The organism is Streptomyces sp. DSM 120436 (assembly GCF_055778765.1).
In genome coordinates this window covers 2,873,413-2,897,640 of sequence record NZ_JBSKBS010000001.1, presented here as the reverse complement: position 1 = coordinate 2,897,640, position 24,228 = coordinate 2,873,413, and the positions used below count along the sequence as shown (strand labels likewise).

General features: G+C 72.3%; 21 protein-coding genes. 8 read left to right on the top strand and 13 right to left on the bottom strand.

Annotated features, from left to right (window positions below):
• Positions 1–10 precede the first annotated feature (10 nt).
• The 3 genes from ACWH4W_RS13215 to ACWH4W_RS13205 all read left to right on the top strand — a co-directional run bounded on the left by ACWH4W_RS13215 (position 11) and on the right by ACWH4W_RS13205 (position 1,647).
• Positions 11–424, top strand: a complete 414-nt coding sequence (locus tag ACWH4W_RS13215) for a roadblock/LC7 domain-containing protein (protein WP_033321188.1) — start codon at positions 11–13, stop codon at positions 422–424.
• Between the two features lie 94 nt (positions 425–518).
• Entirely contained in the window at positions 519–1,085 is a 567-nt protein-coding gene (locus ACWH4W_RS13210) for a DUF742 domain-containing protein (RefSeq protein ID WP_473075933.1), read from the top strand.
• Positions 1,066–1,647: a GTP-binding protein gene (locus tag ACWH4W_RS13205; RefSeq protein WP_044384251.1), complete on the top strand. Its 582-nt coding sequence runs from the start codon at positions 1,066–1,068 to the stop codon at positions 1,645–1,647. The genes ACWH4W_RS13210 and ACWH4W_RS13205 overlap by 20 nt, the downstream gene beginning before the upstream one ends.
• Positions 1,648–2,032: 385 nt before the next feature.
• Here ACWH4W_RS13205 and ACWH4W_RS13200 read toward each other — a convergent pair whose 3' ends face one another.
• The 4 genes from ACWH4W_RS13200 to ACWH4W_RS13185 form a co-directional block, all read right to left on the bottom strand.
• Positions 2,033–2,221 (bottom strand): acyl-CoA carboxylase subunit epsilon, encoded by a 189-nt coding sequence (locus ACWH4W_RS13200; protein ID WP_106412278.1) that lies wholly within the window; start codon positions 2,219–2,221, stop codon positions 2,033–2,035.
• Positions 2,222–2,236: 15 nt separating this feature from the next.
• Positions 2,237–3,820, bottom strand: a complete 1,584-nt coding sequence (locus ACWH4W_RS13195; protein ID WP_473075932.1) for an acyl-CoA carboxylase subunit beta — start codon at positions 3,818–3,820, stop codon at positions 2,237–2,239.
• 116 nt (positions 3,821–3,936) lie between these two features.
• Entirely contained in the window at positions 3,937–6,222 is a 2,286-nt protein-coding gene (locus ACWH4W_RS13190) for a polysaccharide lyase 8 family protein (RefSeq protein ID WP_473075931.1), read from the bottom strand.
• A 66-nt stretch (positions 6,223–6,288) separates the two neighbouring features.
• Positions 6,289–7,128: an SDR family NAD(P)-dependent oxidoreductase gene (locus ACWH4W_RS13185; RefSeq protein ID WP_473077488.1), complete on the bottom strand. Its 840-nt coding sequence runs from the start codon at positions 7,126–7,128 to the stop codon at positions 6,289–6,291.
• A gap of 289 nt (positions 7,129–7,417) precedes the next feature.
• On the opposite strand from ACWH4W_RS13185, the gene hpnR reads away from it, so the two are divergent.
• Positions 7,418–8,917, top strand: a complete 1,500-nt coding sequence (gene hpnR / locus ACWH4W_RS13180) for a hopanoid C-3 methylase HpnR (protein ID WP_473075930.1) — start codon at positions 7,418–7,420, stop codon at positions 8,915–8,917.
• A 157-nt stretch (positions 8,918–9,074) separates the two neighbouring features.
• Complete coding sequence (locus ACWH4W_RS13175; RefSeq protein WP_473075929.1) at positions 9,075–9,677, top strand: YceI family protein; 603 nt, start codon at positions 9,075–9,077, stop codon at positions 9,675–9,677.
• Between the two features lie 134 nt (positions 9,678–9,811).
• On the opposite strand, the gene ACWH4W_RS13170 is transcribed toward ACWH4W_RS13175, so the two are convergent.
• From ACWH4W_RS13170 to ACWH4W_RS13140, 7 genes are all read right to left on the bottom strand, one after another.
• Positions 9,812–11,149, bottom strand: coding sequence for a hypothetical protein (locus tag ACWH4W_RS13170; protein ID WP_473075928.1), 1,338 nt, complete (start codon positions 11,147–11,149; stop codon positions 9,812–9,814).
• Between the two features lie 112 nt (positions 11,150–11,261).
• Positions 11,262–12,863 (bottom strand): citramalate synthase, encoded by a 1,602-nt coding sequence (gene cimA, locus ACWH4W_RS13165; RefSeq protein WP_473075927.1) that lies wholly within the window; start codon positions 12,861–12,863, stop codon positions 11,262–11,264.
• An 887-nt stretch (positions 12,864–13,750) separates the two neighbouring features.
• Complete coding sequence (locus ACWH4W_RS13160; protein WP_473075926.1) at positions 13,751–14,839, bottom strand: branched-chain amino acid aminotransferase; 1,089 nt, start codon at positions 14,837–14,839, stop codon at positions 13,751–13,753.
• A 251-nt stretch (positions 14,840–15,090) separates the two neighbouring features.
• Positions 15,091–16,134 carry a 3-isopropylmalate dehydrogenase gene (locus tag ACWH4W_RS13155; protein ID WP_473075925.1) on the bottom strand — a complete coding sequence of 348 codons (1,044 nt, stop codon included), beginning with the start codon at positions 16,132–16,134 and terminating at the stop codon, positions 15,091–15,093.
• Between the two features lie 89 nt (positions 16,135–16,223).
• Complete coding sequence (locus ACWH4W_RS13150) at positions 16,224–16,355, bottom strand: hypothetical protein (protein WP_473075924.1); 132 nt, start codon at positions 16,353–16,355, stop codon at positions 16,224–16,226.
• A 323-nt stretch (positions 16,356–16,678) separates the two neighbouring features.
• The gene (gene pruA, locus ACWH4W_RS13145) at positions 16,679–18,310 is read right to left on the bottom strand and encodes an L-glutamate gamma-semialdehyde dehydrogenase (RefSeq protein WP_473075923.1); all 1,632 of its coding nucleotides are present in this window, start codon (positions 18,308–18,310) and stop codon (positions 16,679–16,681) included.
• A 34-nt stretch (positions 18,311–18,344) separates the two neighbouring features.
• Positions 18,345–19,271, bottom strand: coding sequence for a proline dehydrogenase family protein (locus tag ACWH4W_RS13140; RefSeq protein WP_473075922.1), 927 nt, complete (start codon positions 19,269–19,271; stop codon positions 18,345–18,347).
• A 138-nt stretch (positions 19,272–19,409) separates the two neighbouring features.
• Between ACWH4W_RS13140 and ACWH4W_RS13135 the strand changes: the two genes are divergently transcribed.
• Positions 19,410–20,657 (top strand): PucR family transcriptional regulator, encoded by a 1,248-nt coding sequence (locus ACWH4W_RS13135; RefSeq protein ID WP_473075921.1) that lies wholly within the window; start codon positions 19,410–19,412, stop codon positions 20,655–20,657.
• Positions 20,658–20,803: 146 nt separating this feature from the next.
• Here the strand turns inward: ACWH4W_RS13135 and ACWH4W_RS13130 are convergent, their stop codons facing one another.
• On the bottom strand, positions 20,804–22,000 hold the full coding sequence (locus ACWH4W_RS13130) for a cytochrome P450 family protein (protein WP_473075920.1): 1,197 nt from the start codon (positions 21,998–22,000) through the stop codon (positions 20,804–20,806).
• A gap of 62 nt (positions 22,001–22,062) precedes the next feature.
• Between ACWH4W_RS13130 and ACWH4W_RS13125 the strand changes: the two genes are divergently transcribed.
• Together ACWH4W_RS13125 and ACWH4W_RS13120 are read left to right on the top strand one after the other, a co-directional pair.
• Positions 22,063–22,236, top strand: coding sequence for a hypothetical protein (locus ACWH4W_RS13125; RefSeq protein ID WP_473075919.1), 174 nt, complete (start codon positions 22,063–22,065; stop codon positions 22,234–22,236).
• 79 nt (positions 22,237–22,315) lie between these two features.
• Positions 22,316–23,575 carry a cytochrome P450 gene (locus tag ACWH4W_RS13120; protein ID WP_473075918.1) on the top strand — a complete coding sequence of 420 codons (1,260 nt, stop codon included), beginning with the start codon at positions 22,316–22,318 and terminating at the stop codon, positions 23,573–23,575.
• Here ACWH4W_RS13120 and ACWH4W_RS13115 read toward each other — a convergent pair.
• Positions 23,550–24,161 (bottom strand): TetR/AcrR family transcriptional regulator, encoded by a 612-nt coding sequence (locus tag ACWH4W_RS13115; protein ID WP_473075917.1) that lies wholly within the window; start codon positions 24,159–24,161, stop codon positions 23,550–23,552. The two genes, ACWH4W_RS13120 and ACWH4W_RS13115, sit on opposite strands and share 26 nt — an antisense overlap.
• Positions 24,162–24,228 lie beyond the last annotated feature (67 nt).

Genomic DNA, 24,228 nt, shown 5'->3' with positions numbered 1-24,228 from the left:
TGTGAGCCCGATGAGCCAGGCGGCACAGAACCTGAACTGGTTGATCACCAACTTCGTGGACAACACCCCCGGGGTGTCCCACACGGTGGTGGTCTCCGCCGACGGACTCCTTCTGGCGATGTCCGAAGGCTTCCCCCGCGACCGCGCCGACCAGCTCGCGGCCGTCGCCTCCGGTCTGACCTCTCTCACGGCCGGCGCCTCTCGGATCTTCGAGGGCGGCAGTGTGAACCAGACGGTTGTGGAGATGGAGCGGGGATTCCTCTTCATCATGTCCATTTCCGACGGTTCGTCGCTCGCGGTTCTCGCACATCCCGAGGCGGACATCGGTCTCGTCGGTTACGAGATGGCCCTTCTGGTCGACCGAGCGGGTACGGTCCTCACGCCGGACCTTCGAGCGGAGCTCCAGGGGAGCCTTCTCAACTGACAAACGGACGGTGCGCTATGGCGTCCCGGGGCCGTAAGGTTTCGGGACGCGGCTCCACCATGATGGGTGCCAGGCACAGTCGGAGGAGGAGAAAGTGGCAACACCCCCAGACGGTTCATCGGCGGGCAACTGGTCGTACGGCCCTGCCCAGGGTCAGAACGACGGTTCCCAGAACCGCTACGGTTACCCCTCCACGCCTCAGCAGCCGTACGCGCCCCAGGGCCCCGGCCCCTCGCCGTACGACCAGCCGCAGAGCCCGCGCGTCCAGCCCGTGCAGCCGCAGCGCCGGGCACCCGAGCCGGCGCCCTCCGGGGCAGCGAACAATCCCCTGGTGCGCCCGTACGCGATGACGGGCGGCCGCACCAGGCCGCGGTACCAGCTCGCCATCGAGGCGCTGGTGCACACCACCGCGCAGCCGCACCAGATGCAGGGCCAGTTGCCCGAGCATCAGCGGATCTGCAACCTCTGCCGGGAAATCAAGTCGGTGGCCGAGATCTCGGCCCTGCTGACCATCCCTCTCGGCGTGGCCAGGATCCTCGTCGCCGACTTGGCGGAGGCGGGACTGGTCGCCATCCATCAGCCCGGCGGCGACGAGAGCGCCGGCGGCCAGCCAGACGTGACACTGCTCGAAAGGGTGCTCAGTGGACTTCGCAAGCTCTAGCGGCGGTCCTTCCCGCTCCACCACCTCGGCGAAGATCGTGGTGGCGGGTGGCTTCGGCGTGGGCAAGACCACGTTCGTCGGGGCCGTTTCGGAGATCAACCCGCTGCGCACGGAGGCCGTCATGACGTCTGCTTCGGCAGGCATCGACGACCTCACCCACACCGGGGACAAGACCACCACCACGGTGGCCATGGACTTCGGCCGCATCACCCTGGACCAGGACCTGATCCTGTACCTCTTCGGTACGCCCGGCCAGGACCGCTTCTGGTTCATGTGGGACGACCTGGTGCGCGGCGCCATCGGCGCGGTCGTCCTCGTCGACACACGGCGCCTCGCCGACTGCTTCCCCGCGGTCGACTACTTCGAGAACAGCGGCCTGCCCTTCGTCATCGCCCTCAACGGCTTCGACGGACAGCAGCCGTACTCCCCGGACGAGGTCCGGGAGGCTCTCCAGATCGGGCCCGACACGCCGATCATCACGACGGACGCGCGGCATCGGGCGGACGCCAAGTCGACGCTCATCACGCTCGTGGAGCATGCGTTGATGGCGCGCCTGCGCTGAGGACGCCCCTCGCGCGAGAACAGCCCCCGCAGCTTTTCAGCCGCGGGGGCTGTTTCTGTGGGTACGGGCAGCGGGGTGCGCGGTTCTGTTGTGACGCCGGGTGCGGGTCGTGGGTGGTCGTTCGCGCAGTTCCCCGCGCCCCTGAGGGGGTTGTCACCCCCGCGCGCCGCATGGGGGCGGCCTCCTGCCGCACGCCGGTCCGGGTCGTGGGTGGTCGTTCGCGCAGTTCCCCGCGCCCCTGAGGGGGTTGTCACCCCCGCGCGCCGCATGGGGGCGGCCTCCTGCCGCACGCCGGTCCGGGTCGTGGGTGGTCGTTCGCGCAGTTCCCCGCGCCCCTGAGGGGTTGCAGAAAAGCCCCTCCTTTCCCAGGAGGGGCCCTTCGGGGTCAGCGCCAGCTGTGGGGGGCTCGGAAGCCGTTCTCGCGTTCCAGGCGGCGCCAGCCGGCCCGGGCGCGGCCCCGGTGGGCCGGAGCGGTCTGCGGCGTCGCCGCGCGGGCCATCAGGATCGCCGTGATCGCGGCGACTTCTTCGGGCTCGGCGTGGCCCTTCTCGACGCGGATGTCAGGTGTCGTCATCGTCTGTTCTCCCAGTTACTGGGGCGGGTTGCCGTGCTTGCGGGAGGGCAGGTCGGCGTGTTTGGTCTGGAGCATCGCCAGCGAACGGATCAGCACCTCGCGGGTCTCGGCCGGGTCGATCACGTCGTCGACCAGCCCGCGCTCGGCCGCGTAGTAGGGGTGCATCAGCTCGGCCTTGTACTCCTTGACCATGCGCGCCCGCATGGCCTCGGGATCCTCGGCCTCGGCGATCTGCCGGCGGAAGATCACGTTCGCCGCGCCCTCCGCGCCCATCACCGCGATCTCGTTCGTCGGCCAGGCATAGGTCAGGTCGGCGCCGATGGACTGGCTGTCCATGACGATGTACGCGCCGCCGTAGGCCTTGCGCAGGATCAGGCTGATCCGCGGCACCGTGGCGTTGCAGTATGCGTACAGCAGCTTCGCGCCGTGCCGGATGATGCCGCCGTGCTCCTGGTCCACACCCGGCAGGAAGCCGGGCACGTCCAGGAAGGTCAGGATCGGGATGTTGAACGCGTCGCACATCTGCACGAAGCGGGCGGCCTTCTCCGAGGCCTCGATGTCCAGCACTCCCGCCAGGGCCTGGGGCTGGTTGGCGACGATGCCGACGACCTGGCCGTCCATCCGCGCCAGCGCGCAGATGATGTTGCGCGCCCACCGCTCGTGGACCTCGAGGTACTCGCCGTCGTCGACGATCTCCTCGATCACCTTCGCCATGTCGTACGGGCGGTTGCCGTCCGCCGGCACCAGGTCCAGCAGCACCTCGCTGCGCCGGTCGGCGGCGTCGGAACCCTCCACCCGCGGCGGGTTCTCCCGGTTGTTCTGCGGCAGCAGCGACAACAGGTAGCGCACCTCGGCGATGCAGGTCTCCTCGTCGTCGTAGGCGAAGTGACACACACCCGAGGTCTCGGCGTGCACGTCGGCGCCGCCCAGGCCGTTCTGGGTGATCTCCTCACCGGTGACCGCCTTGACCACGTCCGGGCCGGTGATGAACATCTGCGAGGTCTCACGGACCATGAACACGAAGTCCGTCAGGGCCGGACTGTAGGCCGCACCGCCCGCGCACGGGCCCAGCATCACGCTGATCTGCGGGATCACCCCGGACGCCCTGGTGTTGCGCTGGAAGATGCCGCCGTACCCGGCCAGCGCGGACACACCCTCCTGGATCCGGGCGCCCGCACCGTCGTTCAGCGACACCAGCGGCGCACCGGCCGCGATGGCCATGTCCATGATCTTGTGGATCTTCGTGGCGTGCGCCTCCCCCAGCGCACCGCCGAAGATCCGGAAGTCGTGGGCGTAGACGAAGACCGTCCGCCCCTCCACCGTCCCCCAGCCGGTGATCACACCGTCGGTGTAGGGCTTCTTCTCCTCCAGACCGAAACCCGAGGCCCGGTGCCGGCGCAACTGCTCCACCTCACGGAACGACCCCGCGTCCAGCAGCAGTTCGATGCGCTCCCGCGCAGTCAGCTTCCCCTTGGCGTGCTGCGCCCGGGTCGCCTTCTCGCTCGGCCCGGCCAGTGCCCCGGCACGGATCTCGTGCAGTTCGGCCACGCGTCCGCGCGCGTCGGTCGGCTCGCCCGGCGCCTCATCCAAAACGGTCATGTAGTGACCTTACGAAGCCCGCCGCCGATTGCGAGCCGTCGACTCCTCACAGTGTCCCGGGTGTTTTCCTGGTAGCAGTGAACAGAACCAGGGGGCCGTGCAGGCGTTCCGACTGCTCAGAGGCCCTCGTGCTTGTGGGGGTCGCACAAACGGCTTCGGCTGAGAGTCGCCTCACACGTGTGGGTCGCGCCTTCCTCCCCCGGAGTGACGCGCAGCCGCAGCCGGGGGCCGGTGGCCAGGATCTCCACGGTGTCCGGGGCGTCGATCACCTCCCGTACGGGGTGATCCCATTCGATCTCCACCGGTTCGCCCGTTCGGGTCGGGTCGCTCACGCAGAGCCTAGCGGTACGCCCCCGGCGGCGGAGCAGCACGGCGGCCGGGCGGGAGACGGTGAGCCCTCCCGCGCTTCCGGGACGCCAGAAGGCGGCGGCGGTGAGACCCGGCGCGGGGACGCCGACGGCCTGCCGTGAGGCGTCGTTGGCCAGGACGCGCAGCCACCCCCGGCCGGAGGCGCGGCGGGCCACTTCGTCGCGGGCGGCACCCGGCAGGAGCACGTAGGCGTAGCGGGCGCCGGCGGGGTCGGTGCCGTGGTCCAGCCAGAGGGTCTGCCAGCGGCGGGTACGGCGTTCGGGCATGCCGTCGGCGTTGATGTCGGACCAGGCTCCGGTGCGGTCCTCGCGCAGGGTGCGCAGCTCGCCGTCGAGGACGATCCAGCCGCCGTGCCCCTCCAGGTGCGCCCAGTCGGGGCCGCGGGTGAGGGCGGCCGTGCCGGCTTCCCCCAGATTGCGGTTGTCGACGACCGTCTCGACGGGCACGCCGTCGGCGCCGGTGATGCCGGCGCCCAGGCAGACGATCGCGTCCGCGAGGCAGAACCAGGCCTTGCGGGCCTCCAGGGTGGAGCCGAGGCCCTTGAGGTGCTGGCCCACGACCGCGTACGTGCCGTCGGTGGCGCCGCCGACCCAGCGGACGTCCGGCACGGGTTCGCCCCACTCGCCGCCCGCGCCGTCCGGCAGCCGCTGGACGGAGACCGTGGTGCCGGGGAGGCGGTACGGGTCGACGGTGGGCCAGAACCAGTCCGTGTACTGGTCGCCGTGGCCGGCCGCCCACCAGGACACCATTCCGGCGCCGGTGTGCCAGCCGCGCGGGTTCTCGCCGTTGCCGCACTCGTAGTGGGCGATGCGGTCGCTCGCCATGGCGACGCACGCGGTGAAGCGGGGGCGGCGGTGGACGGCGCGGTCCATGGCGGCGAAGAGGCGGTGCCCGACGGGTGCGGGTGCGGGGGCCGTGGGTCCTTCGGCGATCGCCCGCAGCCGGGCCAGGTCGGCCACGTCGAACTGAGGGGCGGTCAGCAGGTCGCAGACGGTGTCCCGCGCGATCCAGCCCTTCACCAGCGCGTGCCACCGCTCGCGCCGCGCGCGGTCCGCCCCCTCGGCGAGCAGGGCCACCGACGCGGCCAGCAGACCGCCGTGGTGGTGGTCGGAGCGCATGACGTGCTCGTCGTCGCCGGTGAGGCGGCCCCGGCTGACGGCGCGGCCGTTGACGGCGTCCATGACGAGTCCGTCGTGGATCAGCGGGGCGAAGGCGTGCTCGACGCTGTCGAGGACGTGCCGCCGGGCCGGGTCGGTGATCTCCCAGGGCGACCCGGCGAGCAGTGCGAACAGCCGCCCCAGCCCGTCGAGCAGCACCTGCCCGTACGTCCCCGAGTAGGCGACCCGGCCGTGCTGCACGAACGAGCCGTCGGCGTACAGGCCGTCCCCCTCGGTGACGTGCCGGAAGACCGGGGAGAGCGCGTCCCGGGCGAGGGCGATCCGCTCCGGGTCGCGGCCGAGGACGCCGCGCAGGGCGACGACGCGGCACAGGTCGACGCGGTTGGCGCCGGTGGAGCGGCCGGTGTACGCGGTGAGGGCGGACTCGGGGACGAAGTGGTCGACGGCCGCGCAGACGGCGGCGGTCCGCCCGGGCCCCGCCCGCTCGTGGAGGACGGCGAGGAGGTCGGTGAGCAGCCGGGGCGTGCCGATCCGCCACTCCCACCAGTTGCCGTGGGGGGTGACGCCGGGGTGCCAGACGGTGGCGGTGAGGTGGTCGAGGCCGCGCAGGACGTCCTCGGCGAGTCCGGGGTCGCCGGTGAGGCCGGTGCCGGGCTGTGCCCAGGCCCGGGTCATGGTCCACAGGCGTGCGCAGGTCGCGGTGGTGCCGGACGGCGGGTCGAAGGGCAGGTCGGGCCAGAGCCGGCCGGGCGCGGGGTCCGCCGCGGCCCGGAAGGCGCGGGCGCGCTCGCCCGTCTCCGCGAGCCGGGAGGCGTACGGCTCGACGGCCGGGTCGTACCCGGTGCCGAGCGCGAGGCCGGCCCAGCGCCGGCGCAGGGTGTCGTACGGGTCCCCCGTCGGCGGTCGCCGTGTCACGTCCCTGCCCTCCCCGCGCCGGGGACACGGGAGGGTCTACCCGTGCGGGCGGGGACGCACACGGCCTCAGCCGAAGCGGTCGAGGAGCCGGCGGTAGAGGCCGGGGGCGAGGGCGCGGACGCGCGGCGGGAGGGTCAGCCAGGACGGGATGTAGGTGTCGTCGCGGGCCTCGCCGACCGCGTCCCACACGGCGGCCGCGACCCGGCCGGGCGAGGTGGGGCGCGGGTGGGAGCGGTGGTAGGGGCGGCCTCGGCGGGTGAAGAAGCCGGTCTCGACGGGGCCGGGCACCACCAGGGTGACGCCGACGCCGGTGCCGCGCAGCTCCTGCCGGAGCGCCTCGGCGAACGCGGCCAGTCCGGCCTTGGCGGCGGAGTACACCGCCTCCTCGCGGACGCCCACCGCGCCGGCCACCGACCCGACGAGCACCACCCGGCCGCTCCCGGCCGCCACCATCGCGGGCAGCACCTCGCGGACCAGGTGCAGGGTGGCGTTGAGGTCGAGGAAGAGCACCCGGTCGATGTCGGTGTGCGGCATGGTCAGGAAGGGGCCCGCCCAGCCGATGCCCGCCCCGGCGATCAGCAGGTCGATCCGTCCGGCCTCCCGCAGCGCGGCCTCGGCCAGCATCTTCGCCCCGTCCGGTGCGGCGAGGTCGGCGGGCAGCAGGACCGCGGACGTGCCGGAGGCGGTCTCCTCGAGCCGGCGCCGGTCGCGTCCGCTGAGCAGCAGGTGCCATCCGCCGGCGGCGAAGCGGCGGGCGGTGGCCGCGCCGATGCCCGAGGACGCGCCGGTGACGAGGGCGACGCGCCGGCCGGTGCGGGGCGGGGTCCGGTCGAGTGCCGCGGCCGCGGCGGATGCGGCGGGGTCCGCCGGGGGGTCGTAGGTGGAATCGGAGCCGGTGGTGGTCACGAGTCGGTCTCCCATGCGCTGTCGCTGCGGGCCTCGCCCTCCAGGACACCCCCGGTCCGGGGGGCCGCGCCAGCGCAGCGGCCCGTTCCCGGCGGCCCCGGCGGGGCCCGCCCGCGGGTGCCGCCGCCCGTGACCCGTGCGGTCGCGGGGCCGGTCCCGCCGCGTGGCGGGGCCACTCCTGTGTGCCGCCGGATGGGCCATGCGGGCGTATGGACCGTACGCGCCCGGGCGCGCCGGGTTACGAAAGGGATGTTCTTCCCCTTCCCCGGCACCGTGACGAGGTCCCCTGATGCGCCTGCTGCTCGTCCACCCCAGCGCCCTGATGTACTCCGAGATCTTCCTGCGGCTCGAACCCCTGGGCCTGGAACGGGTGGCCGGCGCCGCCCGCGAGGCGGGTCACGAGGTCCGGGTGGTCGATCTCCAGGTGCTGAGCGTGCGGCGGCTGCGCGACGAGGTGCGGTCGTTCCGTCCGGAGGCGCTCGGCATCTCGCTGAACTACCTGGCGAACGTCCCCGAGGCGATCCGGCTGGCCGAGCGGGTGAAGGAGGAACTGCCGGAGTGCTTCGTGTTCCTCGGTGGTCACAGCGTCTCGTTCGTCGCCGAGGAGGTCCTCGAGCAGGCGGGCGGCGCCGTCGACGCCGTGGTGCGGGGCGAGGGCGAGCCCGCCGTCGGGCCGCTGCTCGAGGCGGTGCGGGACGGCGGGGTGGACGGGGTGCCGGGTGTCGTCACGGCGTCGGGGCGCGGACCCGCCCCGCTGATGCTGCACGGCATCGACACGCCCCTGCCGGCCCGTGACCTGATGCGCGGCCGGCGCCGCTACTTCATCGGCGAGCTGGACCCGTGCGCGTCGGTCGAGTTCACCCGGGGCTGCCCCTGGGACTGCTCGTTCTGCTCCGCGTGGACGTTCTACGGCCGCAGCTACCGCAAGACGTCCCCGGAAGCGGCGGCGGACGACCTCGCGGCGATCCGCGAGCCGAACGTGTTCATCGTCGACGACGTGGCGTTCATCCGGCCCGAGCACGGCGACGCCATCGCGGCGGAGGTCGAACGGCGCCGGATCCGCAAGCGGTACTACCTGGAGACCCGCTCGGACGTGCTGCTGCGCCATCCGGAGGTGTTCGAGCGCTGGGCACGGCTGGGGCTGCGGTACATGTTCCTCGGCATGGAGGCGATCGACGCCGAGGGGCTCGACCTGTACCGCAAGCGGGTCAGCCCGGACGAGAACCTGAAGGCGCTGGAGACGGCCCGGCGGATGGGCATCAAGGTCGCCGTCAACCTGATCGTGGACCCGGCCTGGGACGAGGAACGCTTCCGGGTGGTGCGGGAGTTCGCGGCGGCCGTGCCGGAGATCGTGCACTTCACGGTGATGACGCCGTACCCGGGCACGGAGATCTGGCACACCGAGTCGCGCCGGCTCACCACCCGCGACTACCGGCTGTTCGACATCCAGCACGCGGTGGTGCCCACCACGCTGCCGCTGGACCGCTTCTACGAGGAGCTGGTGCGCACCCAGGCGGTCATCAACCGCAAGCACCTGGGGCTGCGCACGGCGTTCGGGGCGGCGCGGGTGCTGGCCCGGAACCTGGCGCACGGGCAGACGAACTTCGCCCGCATGCTGTGGAAGTTCAACCAGGTGTACGACCCGCGCCGGCAGCTCGCCGACCACGCGCGTCCGGTGCGTCACGAACTGCCGCTCCCCCGGCGGATCGACGTGGGCGACCGGCGCACGCTGTACGTCCACACCCGCGGCGCGACCCAGGGCGCACCGGCCCGCCGGCTGCCGGACTAGGTCAGGCCCGGGTCCGGTCGGCCCCCCTTCGTCCGGGCGAACGGATCACGGCACCTTCCCGAAAGATGTTGAAACTTGAAGGGAATGGGTCTACGGTGGGTCGTGCAAGTTAGTTGAAGATTCAACTGAATCTTCCCCGTCCCCCAGGAGGAACACCATGGGTCTCTTCGGCCGCAAGGACGACGACAAGAACGCCGCCGGCTCCGCGGTGAGCCCGGACCTGGCAGCGCTGACCGGCGACTACACGCTCGACCCCGCGCACACCACGATCGGCTTCGTCGCCCGCCACGCGATGGTCACCAACGTCAAGGGCCACTTCTCGGAGTTCTCCGGCGAGCTGCACCTCGACGGCACGGACCCGAGCAGGTCGACCGCCTCGATCGACGTGGTGATGGACAGCATCGACACGGGCAACGCCGACCGCGACGGTCACCTGAAGAGCTCGGACTTCTTCAGGACCGACGAGTTCCCGGACATGACCTTCCGCTCCACCAAGGCGGAGGCCCTGGGCGGCGACGACTACCGCATCACCGGCGACCTGACCATCCTCGGCACCACCAGGCCGATCACCATCGACCTGGAGTTCAACGGCGCCGCGAAGGACCCGTTCGGCAACGAGCGCGTCGGCTTCGAGGGCAGGGCCGAACTCCTTCGCTCCGAGTGGAACCTGACCTGGAACGCGGCCCTGGAGACGGGTGGCGTGCTGGTCTCCGACAAGATCAAGCTGACCTTCGACATCTCGGCGATCCGCAAGGCCTGACGCCCCGCCGCATCCGAGCGCGCCCGCTCCCCCGGTACCGGAGGGCGGGCGCTCGGCATGTGCCCGAAGGCGCGTGGGGGTACGCGGCTCCGCGCGCCGGGGTCGTACGTGTCCCGGTCGCGCGCCACGGTCGGTCAGAAGCCTCCGCCGAAGTCGCCGCCGCCCCCGAAGTCGCCGCCCCCGCCGAACCCGCCGCCGAAGTCACCGGCGTCGAAGTCCGCGCCGGAGACGTCGCCGCCCTGGTAGCCGCCGAAGTCGCCGTACCCGGCGCCGTAGCCGGCCGCGTAGCCGGGACCGGCCATCATGCCGCCGAGCATGGTGCCGACCAGCAGGCCGGGCAGCAGGCCGCCGCCGAAGTACCCGCCGGCCCAGGGGCCGTACACCGGGCCGGCCTCCCAGTAGGGACGGCGGCCGTACTCGGTGTCGACCTCGCGGACCGCGGGATCGCGCCCGTCGGCCAGGCGGGCCCGGTCGGCCGCGCACACCGGCACCTCACGCTCCGTCCCGCCGGGCGGGGTCCACCGGGCGTCGGCGACGGAGGGGCCGTGGCGCGGGTCGAAGAAGCACGGCGGGCGGCGCTCCGGCACCGGCCTGCCCTCCCGGCGGGCGGCCAGCGACGCGAGCGCGAACCGGCCGTCCTCCACGGCCTGGGTCACCGCCCGCACGTCCTCCGGTTTGCGGGCCGCCGCCATGTACGCCTTGGACTTCTCGTAGGCGTCCAGCGCGTGCTCGTAGTCCGTGCGCATCGCGTCGTCCGCTCCGGGCTCGCCCGGGTGGAAGTCGAGGCGGTCCAGTTCCTCGCCGAACGCGGTGATGTCCTCGTCCACCACGACCCGCAGCTTCTCCAGCTCGGCCGTCTGCTCCTCCTCGTGGCGGCGCCTGCGGTGGCGGGACACCGCGTACGCGCCCGCGCCGCCGGCCGCCACCAGGGCGCCGACCGTGATCAGCCCTCCGACGGGCGTCTCGCCGGAACCGTCGCTCCAGGAGTTCGGCCCGCCGCCGCCGATGTTGCGCAGGGCGCTGTCGACGAAGTCGTTGAGCTGGGCCTTGGCGTCCCCGGCGCCCTGCACGGACCCGACCAGATTGGCCACGCCCTGCCGGCTGAGCACGCTGCTGTCGGCGCGGGCGTCGAAGCGGTCGCCGAGCCGGACGCCGTACAGGCCGGTGACGCCCGTCTCGGTGCGCAGGTCGCGGAAGAGGTTCTGGGTGGGGAAGTCGGCCGGGAGGACGGCGACGAAGACGGGTTTGTCGGCGTCCTCGATCTTGTCGGCGAGGGCCTCGGCGTCGGACTCCGACAGGATGTCCCGGGCCCCGGGGTCGACGTAGACGGGACTCTCGCGCAGCTTCTCGGCGACGACGGAGACGTCCGTGGCCGCCTGCGCCCCCGGCGCACCGGCCATCAGGACCGCCAGCGCGGCGGCCACCGGCACGATCAACAGGCGGACAAGGGTGCGCATCCGTGCGACCTTCATATGTTCGACGCTACCCGAATACACCGCGAAACGGACATCCGGACCGGTGGGCATTTCCTCCGCCCTCCGGTCCGGACGTCTCAGGGCGCGGGACCCGCCGTGCCGGGCCGGGTCAGGCGGGCTCCACCCCGGCGCGCAGCAGGCCGTAGGTGTAGGCGTCCTCGAGCGCCTGCCAGGAGGCGGCGATGACGTTGTCCGCGACGCCGACCGTCGACCACTCCCCCGCTCCGTCGGAGGTGGAGATCAGCACGCGGGTCGTGGACTGGGTGCCGTGCTTGCCCTCCAGGATGCGCACCTTGTAGTCGACCAGCTCCAGCTTGGCGAGCTGCGGGTAGATCGTCTCCAGGGCGACCCGCAGGGCGCGGTCGAGGGCGTTGACCGGGCCGTTGCCCTCGGCGGTGGCGACGATGCGCTCGCCCTTCGCCCACAGTTTCACGGTGGCCTCGTTGGCGTGGGTGCCGTCGGGGCGGTCCTCGACGATCGCGCGCCAGGACTCGACCTCGAAGTACGTCAGCGGCCCGCCCTCGGCCTCGGCGCGCAGCAGCAGCTCGAAGGAGGCGTCGGCGGCCTCGTAGGTGTAGCCCTTGAGCTCGCGCTCCTTGACCCGCTCCACGACCCGGCCGACCAGTTCGCGGTCGTCGCCGAGGTCGATGCCGAGCTCCTTGCCCTTGAGCTCGATCGAGGCGCGGCCGGCCATGTCGGAGACCAGCATGCGCATGGTGTTGCCGACCTGCTCGGGGTCGATGTGCTGGTACAGGTCCGGATCGACCTTGATCGCGGAGGCGTGCAGTCCGGCCTTGTGCGCGAAGGCGGAGACGCCGACGTAGGGCTGGTGGGTGGAGGGGGTGAGGTTGACGACCTCGGCGACGGCGTGGGAGATGCGGGTCATCTCGCGCAGCCGGCCGTCCGGGAGCACCTTCTTGCCGTACTTCAGCTCCAGCGCGGCGACCACCGGGAACAGGTTGGCGTTGCCGACCCGCTCGCCGTAGCCGTTGGCGGTGCACTGCACGTGGGTGGCGCCCGCGTCGACGGCGGCGAGGGTGTTGGCGACCGCGCAGCCGGTGTCGTCCTGGGCGTGGATGCCGAGGCGGGCGCCGGTGTCGGCGAGCACGGTGGCGACCACGGCCTGGATCTGCGCGGGAAGCATGCCGCCGTTGGTGTCGCACAGGACGACGACGTCGGCGCCGGCCTCGGAGGCCGCGCGGACGACGGCCTTGGCGTAGGCGGGGTTCGCGCGGTAGCCGTCGAAGAAGTGCTCGCAGTCGACGAAGACGCGGCGGCCCTGGGAGCGGAGGTGGGAGACGGTGTCGCGGACCATCTCCAGGTTCTCGTCGAGGGTGGTGCGCAGGGCGAGCTCGACGTGCCGGTCGTGGGACTTGGCGACCAGTGTGATCACCTGCGCCCCGGAGTCGAGGAGCGCCTTGACCTGGGGGTCCTGGTCGGCGGTGGTGCCGGCGCGGCGGGTGGCGCCGAACGCGACCAGCCGGGCGTGGCGGAACTCGATCTCCTCCCGGGCCCGGGCGAAGAACTCGGTGTCCCGCGGGTTCGCGCCGGGCCAGCCGCCCTCGATGAAGCCCACGCCGAACTCGTCCAGGTGCCGTGCGATGGCCAGCTTGTCGGCGACCGTGAGGTTGATGCCCTCACGCTGGGCGCCGTCGCGCAGAGTGGTGTCGAAGACGTGGAACGAGTCGTCGGGCTCGCTGGTTGCGGTCATGGTCTGAAGGCTCCTGTACTGGATCTCGGTCTACCGGAATGACCGGTTCCACCGTTCCCCCATGGTCCCTCGCGCCCGGTTCCCGGCTGCGGGTGGGCCGAGAAACAGAAAAACCCCTCGCGGGTGCGAGAGGTCTGCGCGCGGGTCGAGGACGACGGTGTCCGCCCGTACGGTGTCGTACGTGCGGTCACTGCGGACCGGCGCGCCTGCTGCCAATAATCGTGGCGAACGAGAGCACGGGGGGATTTTGGCACACACCGCCCTCCCGCTCACCGCCCGTCTCAGGATGCGGGCGGCCGGCGTGGCACGGTGAGACGCGGCCCGGTGCTCTCCGGGCGGGGCGCGGGCGCCCGCCAGCATCGTCTCGTCGAGCGACTTCCGTGCGTGGTCCGGGGCCTGGGGCCGGCCGGTGCCGCGCAGGCCGGTCGCCACGGGGGGGCGGCCGGACCGTCGGGCGGGGCGCACGGCCGGACGGCGTGACGGCCGGCCGTCCGCGGGTCGGATCCCGCTCCGGGAGGCGCCCTCGACGAGCAGCGCCACCGCGTCGCGGTGCCAGGCATCCTCGACGGCGGCCTGCCGGTCGCGCGCCTCGGGCACCGCGACAACCGGGTGAGCGAGCACCCGCCCCCACGCGCGGAACCGCCCGGCGCCCCGGATCGCCCGAACCACGAGCACCAGCTCTCAGCGCCCGCGTGGCGGGGCCGGGGCGGGCGCGGCTCAGGGCGGAGCCGGGACGTCGGGACCGAACCCGGGCGGGAACGAAAGCACGGCCGTACAGCGGAGGCCGGAACGGGCACGGCCCCAGGGCGGGGCCGGGAGGAGGGCGGCCCCGCGGTCTCGAGAGGGACGAGAGGGGGCCGGGGCGACGGCCCCGGCCCCCTCTTTCGTCAGGTCAGCCTGTGCATCCAGCCGTGCTTGTCCTCCACCGTGCCGCGCTGGATGTCGAGGAGGGCCTGGCGGAGGCGGAGGGTGACCTCGCCCGGTTCGCCGCCGCTCTGCTGCCACTCGCCGCTCGCCCGCTTCACCGTGCCGACGGGCGTGATGACGGCCGCGGTGCCGCAGGCGAAGACCTCGGTGAGGGTGCCGTTCTCCGCGTCGCGCTGCCACTGCTCGACCGAGACGCGCTCCTCGACCGCCTCGTATCCGAGGTCGCGGGCGACGGCCAGCAGGGAGTCACGGGTGACGCCCTCCAGGATGGACCCGGTGAGGGTCGGCGTGACGATCTTGTTCCCGTACACGAAGTACAGGTTCATGCCGCCCAGTTCCTCGACCCACGTGTGCTCGACGGCGTCGAGGTAGCAGACCTGGTCGCAGCCCTTGGCGGCCGCCTCGGCCTGCGCGAGCAGGGAGGCCGCGTAGTTGCCGCCGGTCTTGGCGTCGCCCATGCCACCGGGGACGGCGCGGACGCGGTCCTCGGAGACCCAGATGGAGACCGGCTTCACGCCGCCCGGGAAGTAGGCGCCGGCCGGGGAGGCGATCACCAGGAACAGGTACTCGTTGGCGGGCTTCACGCCCAGCCCGACCTCGGTCGCGATCATGAAGGGGCGCAGGTAGAGGGACTCCTCGCCGCCGTGCGCCGGCACCCACGCCTGGTCCTGGGCGACCAGGGCGTCGCACGCCTCGATGAACGTCTCGACCGGCAGCTCCGGCATGGCGAGACGGCGGGCGGACCGCTGGAACCGCTCGGCGTTCTTCTCGGGGCGGAACGTGGCGACGGACCCGTCGGGCTGCCGGTAGGCCTTGAGCCCCTCGAAGATCTCCTGCGCGTAGTGCAGCACCGTGGTCGCCGGGTCGAGGGAGATCGGCGCGTACGGGACGAGCTGGCCGTCGTGCCAGCCGCGGCCCTCGGTCCACTTGATCGTCACCATGTGGTCGGTGAAGTGGCGGCCGAAGCCGGGGTTGGCCAGGACCGCTTCGCGTTCCGCGTCGGAGAGGGGGTGGGCCGAGGGCTTGAGCTCGATCGTGGGCGTCGTCATGAGTGCTTGTCCTTCACCGGTTGTAGTGACGGGCCGCGCACACGCCCGTACGGCCCGTGGCCAGTACTAGGACGTCCGAGCATTCCCTCAATCCGCGGCTCCGCGTTCGATTATCGCCCGGCGGGAGCGGCGGAAGGAACAGGGTGGATGCGGCCCGGTGGTCGTTGACGGCACCCGGCGGGAGAACGCGTCGAAGCCGCCGGGTGCGGATGCGACCCGGCGGCTTCGAGTGTGTCGAGGTGGGCGCCGGGTCAGCCGGCTACGCGTGCGGCGAGGGCGTCGCCGATCTGCGAGGTGCTGCGGGCGGGCAGGGCACCGCGCTCCGCGAGGTCGGCGGAGACGGCGTCCTCGATGCGGGCGGCCTCGGCGTCGTGGCCGAGGTGGCGCAGCAGGAGGGCGACGGACAGGACCGTGGCGGTGGGGTCCGCCTTGCCCTGGCCGGCGATGTCCGGGGCCGAGCCGTGCACGGGCTCGAACATGGACGGGTACTCGCGGCTCGGGTTGATGTTGCCGGAGGCCGCGACGCCGATGCCGCCGGAGACGGCCGCGGCGAGGTCGGTGATGATGTCGCCGAAGAGGTTGTCGGTGACGATCACGTCGAAGCGGCCGGGGTCGGTGACCAGGTAGATGGTCGCGGCGTCGACGTGGATGTAGTCGGTGGTGACGTCCGGGTACTCCTCGGCCACCTTGGTGAAGATGTTCGTCCACAGGTGGCCGGCGAAGGTCAGCACGTTGTTCTTGTGGACCAGCGTCAGCTTCTTGCGCGGGCGGGCCTGCGCGCGGGCGAAGGCGTCGCGGACGACCCGCTCGACGCCGAAGGCCGTGTTGACGGAGACCTCGGTGGCGACCTCGTGCGGGGTGCCCTTGCGGATGGTGCCGCCGTTGCCCGTGTAGGGACCCTCGGTGCCCTCGCGGACGACCACGAAGTCGATCTCGGGCTGTCCGGCGAGCGGCGTGGCGACGCCCGGGAGGAGCTTGGACGGGCGCAGGTTGACGTGGTGGTCGAAGGCGAAGCGGAGCTTCAGCAGGAAGCCGCGCTCGAGGACTCCGGACGGGACGCCCGGGTCGCCGATGGCGCCGAGCAGGATCGCGTCGTGCTGCTTGAGCGCCTCGAGGTCGGCGTCGGTGAGGGTCTCACCGGTGGCGTGGTAGCGCCGGGCGCCGAAGTCGTACTCCTTGGTCTCCAGCTTCACATCCTGCGGGAGGACGGCGGAGAGGACCTTCAGGCCTTCGGCCACGACCTCCTGGCCGATGCCGTCACCGGGGATCACTGCGAGATCGATGCTGCGAGACATGCGGGCACCCTACTCTTCGTCCCACGGGATGACATGGGGCGTCCGGCATGCGGACGCCTCGGGCGTGTCAGCGGCCGGTCGGCGGCGGCTCAGTGGCCGGTCGAGCCGCCGTTGTCCCGGCGGTCGAGGGCGCGCTGCAGGGCGGCCGCGGCGTTCCTGCGGTCGTTCTCGGCGCTGCGGACGGAACGGCGGACGCGGCGGCGGGCGGTCGTCTCGGGCATGACGGATCGACTCCTTCGAAGAGGCGCGCGGACTCGGGGAGGCGCGGAGGGTGACGAGACGCCGGAAGGGGCGGGGAGCCGCGGCCGCAGGGGTCGCCTGCACGGGACCGGCTCACATCCGCCGTTCGCTGGATCGAGCGATGCGTTCGGCTCCTACAAAAGTAAGGGCGCGACAGGCGCCTGTCTGCACAATTACTTGGGCTTCCTACTATTTGAGACGGTGGAGTGGGTCACACCGCCCTGACCTGCGGTTCTTCCGTGTCCGGACACACGAACGGGCCAGGTCGGGGGGTGACCTGGCCCGTTCGCGTCCGGGGAGGGCGTCAGCCCATGTGCGGGTACGTGTAGTCGGTCGGCGGGACCAGCGTCTCCTTGATGGCGCGGGTCAGCGTCCAGCGCATCAGGTTCTGCGGGGCGCCCGCCTTGTCGTTGGTGCCGGAGGCCCGGCCGCCGCCGAAGGGCTGCTGGCCGACCACGGCGCCGGTCGACTTGTCGTTGATGTAGAAGTTGCCGGCCGCGTAGCGCAGCTTCTCCATCGTGTACGCCGCCGCCGCGCGGTCGTTCGCGATGACCGAGCCGGTGAGGGCGTAGTCCGACACCGACTCCATCTGGGTCAGCATCTCGTCGTACTTCTCGTCCTCGTAGACGTGCACGGCGAGGATCGGGCCGAAGTACTCGGTGCGGAACACCTCGTTCTCCGGGTCGGTGCACTCGATGACGGTCGGGCGGACGAAGTACCCGACCGAGTCGTCGTAGGTGCCGCCCGCGACGATCGTGCAGGCCGGGTCCTCCTTGGCGCGGTCGATGGCGGCCTTGTTCTTCGCGAAGGACCGCTCGTCGATGACGGCGCCGATGAAGTTCGACAGGTCGGTGACGTCACCCATCGGGATGCCGTCCACCTCGGCCGCGAACTCCTCCTTGAAGCCGGAGTTCCAGATCGAGGCCGGGATGTACGCGCGCGAGGTGGCGGAGCACTTCTGGCCCTGGTACTCGAACGCGCCGCGGGTCAGCGCGGTCTTCAGCACCGCGCGGTCCGCGCTCGGGTGGGCGACGACGAAGTCCTTGCCGCCGGTCTCGCCGACGAGGCGCGGGTAGGTGCGGTACTTCTCGATGTTCTGGCCGACCGTCTTCCACAGGTGCTGGAAGGTCTTGGTCGAGCCGGTGAAGTGGATGCCGGCCAGGTCGCGGTGGTTCAGCGCGACCTCGGAGACCTCCAGGCCGTCGCCGGTGACCAGGTTGATCACGCCCTTGGGCAGACCGGCCTCCTCCAGGAGCCGCATCAGCAGCACGGCGGCGTGGGTCTGGGTCGGGGACGGCTTCCAGACCACCACGTTGCCCATCAGGGCCGGGGCGGTGGGCAGGTTGGCGGCGATGGCGCTGAAGTTGAAGGGCGTGATCGCGTAGACGAAGCCCTCCAGCGGCCGGTGGTCGAGGCGGTTCCACACGCCCGGGGAGTTGGCCGGGGGCTGCTCGGCGAGGATGCCGCGCGCGTAGTGGACGTTGAAGCGCCAGAAGTCGACCAGCTCGCAGGGGCTGTCGATCTCGGCCTGCTGGGCGGTCTTGGACTGGCCGAGCATGGTGGAGGCGGCGATGGTCTCGCGCCAGGGGCCGGCCAGCAGCTCGGCGGCGCGCAGGATGATCGCCGCGCGGTCGTCGAAGGACATCGCGCGCCAGGCGGGCGCGGCGGCGAGGGCCGCGTCGATGGCGTCCTGGGCGTCCTGCCGGGTGGCGTTGGCGTAGGTGCCGAGGCGGGCCTTGTGGTTGTGCGGCTGCACGACGTCGAAGCGCTCGCCGCCGCCCATCCGCTTCTCGCCGCCGATGGTGCAGGGCAGGTCGATCGGGTTGTCGGCCAGCTCCTTGAGCCTGGCCTCCAGCCGGGCCCGTTCGGGGCTTCCGGGGGCGTAGCCGCGCACCGGCTCGTTGACGGGGGCGGGGACCTGGGTCACAGCGTCCATGGGTTCCGTAACTCCTTATCTGAGCGGTGTGGTGTCAGCCCTTGGTGATCATGCTGCGGGCGAAGAACCGCAGGTTGGCGGGCTTCTCCGCAAGCCGTCGCATGAAGTAGCCGTACCAGTCGGTGCCGTAGGCCGTGTAGACGCGCATGCGGTGGCCCTCGGCGGCGAGCCGCAGGTGTTCGTCCCCGCGGATGCCGTAGAGCATCTGGAACTCGTACTCGTCGAGCTTGCGTCCGGCGGTGCGGGCCAGTTCCTGGGCGATGGCGATCAGGCGCGGGTCGTGGGACCCGATCATCGGGTAGCCCTCGCCCTCCATCAGCGTCCGCAGGATGCGCACGTACGCCTTGTCGATCTCGTGCTTCTGCTGGTGGGCGACCTCGGCGGGCTCCTTGTAGGCGCCCTTCACCAACCGTACGCGACTGCCCGCGGCGGCGAGCCGGCGCGCGTCCTCCTCGGTGCGGAAGAGGTAGGCCTGGATGACGCAGCCGGTCCCCGGGACGTCCTTCCGCAGCTCCTCGTGGATGGCGAACATCGAGTCGAGGGTGGTGTGGTCCTCCGCGTCCAGGGTGACCGTGGTGCCGATCTCGGCGGCGGCCTCGACGACCGGGCGGACGTTGGCGAGGGCCAGCTCGTGCCCGCCGGGCAGCGCCTGCCCGAACATCGACAGCTTCACCGACATCTCGGCGCGCGGGCCGAGCTCCAGCGGCTTCAGCCGGTCGATCAGCTCCAGGTAGGCGTCACGGGCGGCCTCGGCCTGCTCGGGGGTGGTGATGTCCTCGCCGACGACGTCCATGGTGAGTTCCAGGCCCTTGCCGGTGAGCTCCTGGACGATGGGCAGGATCTCGTCCACGGTCTCGCCGGGGATGAAGCGGTCGACGACCTGCTTGGTCACCGGGGCCGCCGAGATCAGGCGTCGCATCCGGTCGCTGCGCGACGCGGCGAGAATCACGGGACCCAGCACGGGGCACCTCCACAAGCTGCATGAGGCCGCCACCCGGTCGTTCGGGGACGGCACGGAGAACCACCGTGAAACCTAAGGATGACCCCGATCCTGGGCCATCGACAGACGTCACGCATCCCTGGGCGAGATCTCAGACAGATGTATGAAGGACTCCGGTTTCTGCGGCAGAATGCCCGGGTGACGCCGGAACACAGGGACGACTACCAGGAGCTGGTGGACGAGATCTCGGAGCTCCTCGGCGCTCCGGCGACCCTGGAGAACCGCGACTTCGAGCTGATCGCCTTCGGCGCGTACGACAGCGAGGGCGACCTGGACCCGTCCGCGCTGGACCCGGTGCGCGCCCGCTCGATCCTGACCCGGCGCTCCACACCGGCCGTCCGCGCCTGGTTCGAGGGCTTCGGCATCACCCGCGCGACCGGCCCGGTCCGCATCCCGCGCACCCCGGAGGCGGGCGTGCACCGGGGGCGCGTCTGCCTGCCGGTACGCCATCGCGGGGTGGCCCTCGGCTACGTCTGGCTGCTGGAGGACGACCCCGGGCCCACGCCGGAGCAGCTCGACGCGGCCATGCGGGTGACGGCGCGGATCGGCGCGCTGCTCGCCGACGAGGCGCAGCACGGCGCGGACCTCACCCGTGAGCTGCGGGCCGTGCTGACGGCGGAGCGGGACTGGCAGCGGGACATGGCGGTCGCCGAGCTGCGCACCGCCCTCGGCGCCCGCGCGGAGGGACCGCACACGGTGGTGTGCGTCGCCCCCTGGCCGTCGGCCGGCCCCGACGACGCCCCCTCGGTCCGCACCGTGCCGGGCGCGACGGCACTGTGCACGCTGCCCTGGGGCGCCACGTCCGTGTCCCTCGCGCTGCTGCTGCGACTGCGCTCCGCCGACGTGCCGACGCCGGCGACGACCGCGGCCGGCCGGCTGCTGGAACGGGCCCGGGACGGCGGTGCGGCGGGCCGGTCCGGCCGGCCCCCGGTGGCCGCGGGCATCGCCGCGCCCCGCACGGGCCTCGCCGACCTGGGCGCGGCCTGGACCGAGGCGTCGGCGTCGGCGCGGGCGGCGCTGGCCGAGCCGCGCCTCGGACCAGTGGCCCACTGGGCGTCGATCGGCCCGTACCGCCTGCTGACCGCGCTGCCCCCCGGCGCCGCCCACGACCCCGCCGTCGGCCCGCTGCTCTCCCCCGCGCACAGCGAACTGGCCCGCACCGCCGAGGCGTACCTCGACCGCGCGGGCCAGGCCGGGCGTACGGCGGCGGAGCTGGGCATCCACCGCCAGACGCTGTACTACCGGCTGTCCCGGATCGAGCGGCTCACCGGCCTGGACCTGGACGACGGCGAGGACCGCCTGCTGCTGCACATGGCGCTCAAGGCGGCCCGGCTGCGGTCACCCTGAGTCGGCACACCGGCCAGGGCCGCGCTTCTGCTGCGGTCACCCTGGGGCAGTACACGAGCTGCGGTCGCGGCCCGGCAGCTTGCGCCGCGACGGCACTTGACGCCACCCCGCCTCCCGGTCCCACCCCGCCTCCTGCCGCGCCCGGCCTACCACCGGACCCACACCTTCCGTTCACCGCGCACCAGCAGGCCGGAGATCCTCCGCCGCGACCGGCCGTCCGGACGCAGGCCAGGGCAGCGTTGCAGAAGCGTACGGAAGACGATGCGGCCTTCCACGCGGGCCAGCGGCGCCCCGAGGCAGTGATGGATGCCGTGCCCGAAGGCGATGTGGCCGCGCCCCGCGTCCGTGCCGCGCCGGATGTCGAACCGGTCGGGTTCGGTGAAACGGGCGGGGTCGCGGTCGGCGTCCGCGAGGGCGATCATGACGACGGCGCCCGCCGGAAGGCGCGTCCCGCCGATCTCGACCGGTTCCAGGGCGATGCGAGGCGGCGCGGTCTCCACCGGGGCGTCGTAGCGCAGCATCTCCTCGACCGCGCCGTCGATGAGCCCGTCGAGGTCGGAGCGGAGCAGTGCGAGCTGGTCGGGGTGGGCGAACAGGGCGCGGATTCCCTTGAAGACGAAGTTGACGGTGGATTCGTGACCGGCGATGAGCAACAGCAGGGCCATGGAGAGGAGTTCGTCCTCGGTGAGCCGGTCGCCGTCCTCGTCGACGGTGTGGATCAGGGCGCTGAGCAGGTCCTCCGCGGGTGCGCGGCGCTTGGCTTCGATGAGTCCGTTCAGATACGGCAGGGCCGCGGCCCGGGCGGCAGCGGCCGCCTCGGCGCTGGTGGGCGCGGTGACCTCGTCGGCCCAGCCGCGAAAGGCGTCCCGGTCCAGGTCGGGTATGCCGAGCAATTCGCAGATCACCTGCATCCGCAGCGGGTAGGCGAGCGCGGCGACCAGGTCGGCGCGGCGACTGCGGGAGGCCAGCATGCGGTCGAGGAGCGTGTCGGTGAGCCGCTGTATGCGCGGGGCGAGGGCGGCCACCCGGCGCGGGGTGAACTCCCGCGTGACGAGGCGCCGTAGCCGGGTGTGGTCCGGCGGGTCACGGAAGAGCATGTGGGCGTGGCCGGGGCCATCGGTGTCCGGCGGAGTGAGGTCGGTGACGAGTCCGGCGTGGTGGGGCCAGTCGCTGCTGAGCCTGGGGTCGGCCAGGGCCGCCCGGCAGGCCGCGTCGCCGACGACGAGCCAGAAGAATTCGCTGCCGCGACCGCGCACCCGGTGCACGGGGCCCTGGGCGCGGAGCTTGGCGTAGGCGGGATACGGATCGAGCGCGAAGTCGGGATCGAGGGCATGCAGATCCACAAGGGGAAGGTCGGCCATGCCCCAGCGCTACCCGCACACCTGGCCGAATAGTGCTCTGGCTGATGCCTGAACAGCTGGGTTACCGTCCACCCGTCGAGACGGTGATCATCCAGCCGTCGGCCGGTTTCCTGCTGAGAGGGAGGTGTGAGATGGCCAAGCGCATTCTGCTCAAGGCCGCGAGCAAGCTCGGTTTCACCACGAAGGGCGCCGCCGGGGCGTACCCGTGGGTCCCGTAGCGGACCCGGCTCAGTGAAAGCCGGCCCCGCCACGCCGGCGGGGCCGGCGCCACGGCAAGTACGAGCGGAGAGCGGTGCGTTGACCGAGACCGAAGCCCTCGCCCCACGGCCCCCGGCCTCCACCGGGCTCTCTCCCGCCGCGTACCTGGAGCGCTACGAGCAGGACCGGCTCGGCTTCCTCCTGTGGGCCGCCGAGCGGTACGGCCCGGTGACCGAGCTCACCGAAGGCACCGTCCTCGTCAACGACCCCGCCGCGGTCCATGAGGTGCTGCGCCGCACCAACACCGACTTCCTGGTCACCAGGACGATCCGGCGCGACGAGGTGAGCGGGGAGCGGGGCGATCCGGCGACCGACGCCTGGATGCGGGGCCGGCGCGCCACCCAGAAGGGCATGTCACCCGCGGCACTGAGCACCCACCGGCAGTGGCTCGCGCAGGAGACGGAGCGCTTGGTCGCCTCCTGGGCGAAGCGCGGCACAGTGACCGATCCGGTGGGCGAGCTGGAGCGGCTCACCGCACGCTCCTTCGCCCGGTTCTCCTTCGGGACCCGCGACTTCGGCGCGACACCGCGTCACACCGGCGAACTCCTGGAGGCGATCACCCCGCTGATCGCCAGCCCGTTCCAGTTTCCCCGACCGATCCGTCGGCTCCTGCCCCGCTACCGGCGGTCCGTCGCGGCGCAGGCGAACCTGGAGCGAGAGCTGCGCCGGATTCTCGCACTGCCGGGCGAGGGCGGTCTGGTCGACACCCTGGCCGCCTCGGGCCTCGGCACCGAGGGGATCGTCCAGATGATGATCGCCAACGGCCTTGCCTCGTACCGTGTTCCCGCCGCCGCGCTCACCTGGACCCTCGTCGCCCTGGCCCGCCACCCCGGCGTCGCGGACGAGTGCGCGGAGAGCGGCCCGGCGGACCGGGCCGGAACGACGCCCCCGATCCTGCACTGGACGCTCGCCGAGTCGCTGCGCCTGTGGCCGCCGAACTGGCTGATCCTACGCAGCGCACGCGGCGAGCAGGTCTGCGCGGGCTGGCGGATTCCGGCCGGTGCCGCCGTGGTGATCTCGCCGTACGTGCTGCACCGCACCGCACCCGACTTCCCGGACCCGCTCGCCTTCACCCCGCACCGCTGGAGCACGCTGCAGCCCGCACATGGCGCGTATCTCCCGTACGGGATCGGCAGTCGCTGGTGCGTGGGCAAGGCGCTCGCGGACGCCGAGCTGACGACTCTGCTCACCGGCCTGGCGGGCAGTCTGCGTTTCACGGTCGAGGCGATGGACGCACGCCCTCAGGTGCGCACGACGTTGCTTCCGGCCGGCCTCACCCTCGGGGTGCGCCCCCGCTGAGCGGCTCCGCACCGCCGGCCGCCTCGACCACCTGGCGCAGGCCGACGGTGAGCCGCTCGGCGTCGGGCGCGCTGCCGGGGTCGAAGGTCCACTGGGCGATGAGACCCGTCATCAGCGTCACGTAGAAGGCGCCCAAGGTGTCGGCGGTCTCGTCGGACACGTCCTCCTCCCGGCCCCCCATCAGCAGCGGCACCAGCCCGCGCCCTGCTTCCCGCTGGGCCGCGGCCAGATGCTCGCGCACCTCGGGCAGCCGGTCGCCGAGGGCCAGCACCTCCATGCTGAGGCGCCACACCGAGCCGGGGTCCTTCATGGTGGCGACGATGTTCGCCCACACCCGCTCGAACCGCTCCAGTGAGCCCGGCGCGGCCTCGTCCACCGTCCCGTCGCCGTCGAAGGCGTCGCCCATGCCCTCCAGGAGGGAGATGTAGGCCTGCGCGAGCAGCGCGTCCTTGGAGCCGTAGTGGTAGCCGATCGACGCGAGGTTGGTGCCGGACTCCTTGACGATGTCCCGCGCCGTGGTGCGCACGAACCCCTTGGCGAGCAGGCAGCGCTTGGCCCCCTCGAGCAGATCCTCACGGTGTCCCATGGCCGCAGCCTACCCCGCTGCCCATACAGACGTATTACACAAGCGTTCTAGACAGTCGTATAAGACG